Raw genomic sequence first — 5,606 nt, 5'->3', positions numbered from 1 at the left:
ACCGTGGCCGCCCCGGCGGCCGGCCGCAAGGCCGCGGACCTCGTCCGCAGGGCCGTGGCGCGCGGTCGCGCGCACCGCGAGACTGACGAGCAAGACCGACGACAAGGGCCGGTATGACGAGTGGTGAGCACCCGTCATACCGGCCCTTGTCGTGCGCTTCACGCGCGGTGAGCTTCCCCGGTCGCCCGACGGCCGTGGGTGAATGATCGTGAGGTCTGCGACAGCGGGCTGTCTGACCTGACAACCACTTTTCACGAGGGTCCTGGCTCCCTGTCGGGCGGTTGACACCGAGGCGCGCGACAATGTCGTTGTGGACCAGACGTTCCTGACCGGGCAGCTGCTCGTCGCGACGCCGGAGACCGGAGGTGAGGTCTTCCGGCGCAGCGTCGTCCTGGTGCTGCACCACGACGAGGAGGGCGCGCACGGTGTGGTGCTGAACCGGCCGATCGAGGCCGCCGTCGACGCCGTCCTGCCGGGGTGGGAGGAGCACGTGACCAAGCCGGCGACCCTGTTTCAGGGCGGCCCCGTCGGGCTCGACTCGGCCCTCGGCCTGGTCACCGTGCCCGGGTCGGTGGACGAGCCGATGGGCGTGCGGCTGCTCTTCGGCGGGATCGGCCTGGTCGACCTCGACGTGCCGCCGCTGGTCGTCGTGCCGGAGATCGCGGGGCTGCGGATCTTCGCGGGCTACTCGGGATGGTCGGCGGGGCAGCTGGAGCGAGAGGTGCGTGAAGGCGGTTGGTATGTCGTGGACGCCGAGGCCCGCGACGCGTTCAGCGCGCAGCCCGAGGTGCTCTGGCGTGAGGTGCTGCAGCGCCAGCGTGGCAACCTGGCCCTGGTGGCGAGCTTCCCCGACGACCCTTCGATGAACTGACTGCCGCTGCGCTGCGTGAGGTGGCATCCGCCCCCCTTCTCCTAGAATGGGCCCATGACTGACTCGCAGACGCCCCTGGACGACCCACACGCCCCGCAGCTCGACCCGGAGCCGTCCATGCCGAGCACGAGGACGGCGGTGCTCGAACGCGAGCAGGTCGAGGAGCAGCTGCAGGAGCCCGGGGACCACGAGCGGTTCTCGCACTACGTGCGCAAGGAGAAGATCCTCGAGAGTGCCCTCTCCGGCGAGCCGGTGGTGGCGCTGTGCGGCAAGGTCTGGGTCCCGGGCCGGGATCCGCAGAAGTTCCCGGTCTGCCCGATCTGCAAGGAGATCTATGACGGGCTGCGCGCTCCGCAAGACGGCGGCGATGACTGAGGATCGAGCGCAGCGAGGCCCGGAGGTCGTCGCGGGAGCCGGACCATCGGCTCTGGACGGCGGCGACGACTGAGGATCGAGCGCAGCGAGGCCCGGAGGTCGTCGCGGGAGCCGGACCATCGGCTCTGGACGGTGGCGACGACTGAGGTAGCGGTCGGGGCGGCGTGGGCCGTCCGTTAGGCTCGGGGCAACATGAGTACGTCTGCCGCATCGCACCTGTCACCAGCCTTCCCGGAGCGAGCGGCATGGGGCACGGCGGACAAGTTGCGGGCCTGGCAGGCCGAGGCCGTGGCGCAGTACCTCGACACGTTGCCGCGGGACTTTCTGGCCGTCGCCACACCCGGTGCGGGCAAGACGACCTACGCGTTGCGGCTCGCGACCGAGTTGCTCGGCCGGGGGATCGTGCGCCGGGTGACCATCGTCGCGCCGACCGACCACCTCAAGACCCAGTGGGCCGACGCGGCAGCACGCGTGGGCATCCGCATCGACCCGAGGTTCACCAACGCCCAGGGCCGCCACAACGCCGAGTTCGACGGGGTGGCGGTGACCTACGCGGGGGTCGCGAGCAAGCCGCTGCTGCACCGGGCGCGCACCGAGGCCGCTCCGACGCTGGTCATCCTCGACGAGGTGCACCACGGCGGCGACAACCTGTCGTGGGGTGACGCCATCCGCGAAGCCTTCGAGCCCGCGACGCGACGGCTCGCGCTCACCGGCACGCCGTTCCGCTCCGACACCAGCCCGATCCCCTTCGTCCGCTACGAGGAGGACGGCGACGGCATACGCCGCTCTGCCAGCGACTACGCCTACGGCTACGCGGAAGCATTGCGCGACGGGGTGGTGCGCCCAGTGCTGTTCCTGGCCTACGGCGGTGCCATGCGCTGGCGCACCCGGGCCGGTGACGAGATCGCCGCGCGACTCGGCGAGCCGCTGACCAAGGACGCCACCGCCCATGCGTGGCGCACGGCTCTGGACCCGAGCGGAGAGTGGATCCCGTCGGTGCTGCGGGCGGCCGACAAGCGGCTCACCGAGGTGCGTCGTGGCGTGCCGGATGCGGGGGGCCTGGTCATCGCCTCCGATCAGACCAATGCCCGTGCGTATGCCCGCGTGCTCGAGTCGGTCACAGGCCAGAAGCCGACCGTCGTGCTGTCCGACGACTCGGGGTCCTCCCGCCGGATCGAGGAGTTCGCCGAGGGCGAGCAGCGCTGGATGGTGGCGGTGCGGATGGTCTCCGAGGGCGTGGACGTCCCTCGCCTGTGCGTCGGCGTCTACGCCACCTCGACCTCCACACCGTTGTTCTTCGCCCAGGCGGTGGGGCGGTTCGTGCGCGCTCGCCGTCGGGGCGAGACCGCCTCGGTCTTCCTGCCGAGCGTGGCCACCCTCCTCGAGCACGCCGCCCACCTGGAGGACGAGCGCGACCACGCCCTCGACCGGCCCAAGAAGCCGGGGGAGGAGTCGATGTGGGCCCCCGAGGAGGGACTGGTCGCGGACGCCAACGCCACCAAAACGGAGGCCGACGCGGACCAGTTGTCGTTCGAGGCGCTCGAGTCCGACGCCGAGTTCGACCACGTGCTCTTCGACGCCCAGCAGTTCGGCCTCAACGCCGACGTCGGCAGCCCCGACGAGCAGGAATACCTCGGCCTGCCCGGTCTGCTCGAGCCCGACCAGGTCGCCACGGTGCTGCGCCAGCGGCAGGCCCGCCAGAAGCCAAGCCGCCGCGCGAAGGAGGCCTCGGCCCCGGTGTCGGCGCACCGGGCGCTCGCGGCCCAGCGCAAGGAGCTCAACAAGCTCGTCTCCGCCTACGCCCGCAAGAGCGGCGCGCCGCACGCGGTGGTCCATTCCGACCTGCGGCGGCACTGTGGCGGACCGGCCCTCGACCAGGCCACCAGTGAGCAGGTCGGTGCGCGGATCGAGGCGATCCGCCGCTGGTTCGTCGGCCGCCGCTGACCCACTTCCTCGCGAAGTTGCTGGAAGAGGGCGTCACCGATGACGCCATCTCCCAGCATCAAGCGGGGCTTGCCCCGGATCAGACGCCGACCTCGGTGGCCGACCGAGGCAGCCGTCCCATACCGGGGGCGAGCACGCCTTCGGGCACCAGCCACTGGTGGACCTCGTGGACGTACTTGCCGCGCTGGACGGCCGGGTCCCGGTCACCGAGCTCGGTAGCACGCTCCGGCGGACACCGGTAGATCGAGAACCCCACGAGCCGTCCCGGCGGCACGTCTTGGACCGGACCTGCCGCCAGGAGCTCGCCTCCGTCGAACAGGCTCGCGAGGTATCCCATGTGCTCGTCCTGCAGACGCGCCTTCTCTTCACCGGTCAGGTCTGGCTGCGGGTCGGCGAGCAGGAGCAGCGACAGCGTGAGCGGCTCAAGCCGCACCGCCGACACCTCCCGCCGGCGCCGACTCTGGCACGGTGGCCAGCGGCCGCACCTCGACACCGCCCGGTCCTGCGCATCCCGGGCACTCGGCCGCGAGCGCGAGCGCGGTGTCCAGGTCGGGGCAGTCGACGAGGAAGTAGCCGGCCAGCCACTCCTTCGTCTCCATGAAGGGCCCGTCGACCAGCAGCCGCTGGCCGTCGCGCTCGCGCACGGTCGTCGCCGTCTCGGGTGGCTGCAGCGGAGCCGCCGCGCGCAGGACGCCCGTGCGCTCCAGGTCGTCGAGGTAGGCCCGCATGGCGGACCGCACCTTCTCGCTCTCCGGGCTCGCGGGGTCGGCTCGTTGCCCGCTCTGGTAGAGCAGCATCAAGTATTGCATGTCTCCTCCTTCGTCACGTGCTGGTGTGGTGGGAGTTCGTCAGGTCGTGCCGCCGGTCGCCGCCTGGAACAACCGGAACGTCGTGCCCTGGTCGTCCTGGCACACCGCGTCCTTGCCGATGCCGGGCATGTCACGGACCGGTTCCGCCTGGCCGCCGAGCGACTCGACCTGCGCGACGGCCGCCTCGATGTCGTCGACACCGAAGTAGACGGCAAGTGGTGCGCCGGCCGCGGCCCCCTCGCTGGCGAGGATGCCGCCGGACGGCTGGCCGGGGATGAACTGGTAGGACTCGCCGAACGGCTCGAGCTGCCAGTCGAAGAGCTTGGTGTAGAAGGCCTGTGCCTTGGACAGGTCAGGCGTGGGAATCTCGAAGTGCACGAGCTGAGCGCTCATGGTGGTCTCCTGGTGAGGATGGACTGTGGACGTCCTGTTGACGAACGGGACGGACCGAACTCGACACACCCCTCACGAATTCCTGTCAGCAGGTTGGCCCAGGGACGAACGTCGACGGAGCAGGTGGGCCCGCTCGGCCGGGTTGCGCACCTGTTCGAGAGCCCGGCCGTATGCCGTGTCAGCCTCCTTCGTGCGTCCCAGCCGCGCGAGCAACTCGGCGCGGGTCGCCGACAGCAGGTGGTAGTCCGGCAGGTCACCGATCGCGTCGACCAGGTCGAGCGCGTCCGAGACCCGGCCCGTCTCCGCGACGGCCACCGCGTGGTTGAGCGAGACGACAGGAGACGGCGACTGCCGCGACAACTCGGCATACAGGGCGGCGATGCGCTCCCAGTCGACCTCGGTGGCGGAGGGGGCCGCCATGTGGGTCGCCGCGATCTGGGCCTGCACCAGGTAGGGCCCGTCACCGCCCAGCCGCTGCGCCCGGTCGAGCAGCCGGAGCGCCTCGGCGACCCGCCCGGCGTCCCAGCGACTCCGGTCCTGGTCGGCCAGCCGCACGATCCCACCCGCCTCGTCGGTCCGGGTGCCCCTGCGCGCGTCGTGGAGCAGCATCATGGCGCCGAGCCCGAGGACCTCCGGCTCGGTCGGCAGCAGCGTCGCGAGCAGCGAGCCGATCCGCAGCGCCTCGCGGCACAGGTCGGCGCGGACGAAGGGCCCGGGCGCGCTCGAGGTGTAGCCCTCGTTGAAGACGAGGTAGACCACCGCGAGGACCGCGTCCAGCCGCGGCTCGAGCGCGTCGTCGGCCGGCACCGTGAAGACGATGTTGGCGTCGCGGATCTTCCGCTTGGCCCGCACCAGGCGCTGGGCCATGGTGGCCGTCGGCAGCAGGAAGGCGTGCGCGATCTGTGCTGCGGTCAGGCCACCGACGGCCTGCAGCGTCAACGCGACTCGTGCCTCAAGGGACAGGGCAGGGTGACAGCAGGTGAAGATGAGGCTGAGCCGCTCGTCGCCGATCTCGCCCAGCTGGGAGTGCTCGTCGGGCTCCGCGGGCGCGGCTCCCGCTCCCTCGAAGACCTTCGCGGCAACCTGCTTCTCCGCACCCACCTTGTCCCGCCGCAGCCGGTCGAGCAGCCGGTGCCGCGCCACCGTGACGAGCCACGCGGCCGGCTCGTCGGGTACGCCGGAGCGGGGCCACCGCTGCAGCGCCGTGGCGAAGG

7 protein-coding genes are annotated in these 5,606 nt (G+C 71.4%); 3 read left to right on the top strand and 4 right to left on the bottom strand.

Annotated elements, in window-relative coordinates:
• Positions 1-310: 310 nt before the first annotated feature.
• The 3 genes from FRW57_RS16325 (at position 311) to FRW57_RS16315 (ending at position 3,190) form a co-directional block, all read left to right on the top strand.
• Positions 311-871: a YqgE/AlgH family protein gene (locus FRW57_RS16325; RefSeq protein WP_137122077.1), complete on the top strand. Its 561-nt coding sequence runs from the start codon at positions 311-313 to the stop codon at positions 869-871.
• A 117-nt stretch (positions 872-988) separates the two neighbouring features.
• The gene (locus tag FRW57_RS16320; RefSeq protein ID WP_373681317.1) at positions 989-1,246 is read left to right on the top strand and encodes a DUF3039 domain-containing protein; all 258 of its coding nucleotides are present in this window, start codon (positions 989-991) and stop codon (positions 1,244-1,246) included.
• A gap of 192 nt (positions 1,247-1,438) precedes the next feature.
• Positions 1,439-3,190, top strand: coding sequence for a DEAD/DEAH box helicase (locus FRW57_RS16315; protein WP_152186493.1), 1,752 nt, complete (start codon positions 1,439-1,441; stop codon positions 3,188-3,190).
• 79 nt (positions 3,191-3,269) lie between these two features.
• Here the strand turns inward: FRW57_RS16315 and FRW57_RS16310 are convergent, their stop codons facing one another.
• The 4 genes from FRW57_RS16310 to FRW57_RS16295 all read right to left on the bottom strand — a co-directional run.
• A complete protein-coding gene (locus tag FRW57_RS16310; RefSeq protein WP_162529389.1) occupies positions 3,270-3,623 on the bottom strand; it encodes a YciI family protein in 354 nt (117 codons plus the stop codon).
• A complete protein-coding gene (locus FRW57_RS16305; protein WP_152186491.1) occupies positions 3,613-3,999 on the bottom strand; it encodes a YciI family protein in 387 nt (128 codons plus the stop codon). The genes FRW57_RS16310 and FRW57_RS16305 overlap by 11 nt, the downstream gene beginning before the upstream one ends.
• A 39-nt stretch (positions 4,000-4,038) precedes the next feature.
• Positions 4,039-4,392, bottom strand: coding sequence for a VOC family protein (locus FRW57_RS16300; RefSeq protein ID WP_137122082.1), 354 nt, complete (start codon positions 4,390-4,392; stop codon positions 4,039-4,041).
• 72 nt (positions 4,393-4,464) lie between these two features.
• A partial coding sequence (locus FRW57_RS16295) for an RNA polymerase sigma factor (protein WP_152186490.1) occupies positions 4,465-5,606 on the bottom strand: 1,142 nt, incomplete at its 5' end.

Source organism: Segeticoccus rhizosphaerae (assembly GCF_009192725.1).
GTDB lineage: Bacteria > Actinomycetota > Actinomycetes > Actinomycetales > Dermatophilaceae > Segeticoccus > Segeticoccus rhizosphaerae.
This window is presented reverse-complemented; position numbering and strand designations above follow the sequence as displayed.

What these genes read in the sequence shown, in the direction of transcription:
- FRW57_RS16315 (WP_152186493.1), top strand. Translation starts at nt 1,439, where the DNA reads ATGAGTACGTCTGCCGCATCGCACCTGTCACCAGCCTTCCCGGAGCGA.
- FRW57_RS16320 (WP_373681317.1), top strand. Translation starts at nt 989, where the DNA reads ATGCCGAGCACGAGGACGGCGGTGCTCGAACGCGAGCAGGTCGAGGAG.
- FRW57_RS16300 (WP_137122082.1), bottom strand. Translation starts at nt 4,392, where the DNA reads ATGAGCGCTCAGCTCGTGCACTTCGAGATTCCCACGCCTGACCTGTCC.
- FRW57_RS16305 (WP_152186491.1), bottom strand. Translation starts at nt 3,999, where the DNA reads ATGCAATACTTGATGCTGCTCTACCAGAGCGGGCAACGAGCCGACCCC.